The 205-nt window shown below is 76.1% G+C and carries 1 protein-coding gene; it reads right to left on the bottom strand.

Annotated elements, in window-relative coordinates:
• The coding region (locus tag D455_RS29735) for an SDR family NAD(P)-dependent oxidoreductase (protein ID WP_040684718.1) at positions 1-205 on the bottom strand (205 nt) is incomplete at both ends.

The raw sequence follows: 205 nt of genomic DNA, 5'->3' as shown, positions 1-205 counted from the left end.
CCGCTCGGCCAGCGCGCGCTCGTCGGTCACGTCGAGCGTCCAGGACTCGACCCGGCCGCCGTGCGCGCGCAGCGCCTCGACCCACGCCCGGTCGGCCGCCCCCGACGGGGACCGGCCGACCAGCACCAGATCGGCCCCGTACTCCTCGGCGAGGTACTCGCTGACACGGCGGCCGAGTCCACCGAAGGCACCGGTGACCAGGTAG

Origin of the sequence: Nocardiopsis halotolerans DSM 44410, assembly GCF_000341065.1 — a bacterium.
Classification (GTDB): Bacteria; Actinomycetota; Actinomycetes; order Streptosporangiales; family Streptosporangiaceae; genus Nocardiopsis; species Nocardiopsis halotolerans.
Note: the sequence above shows the minus strand (reverse complement) of the source record. Positions and strands in the feature narration are given on the sequence as shown.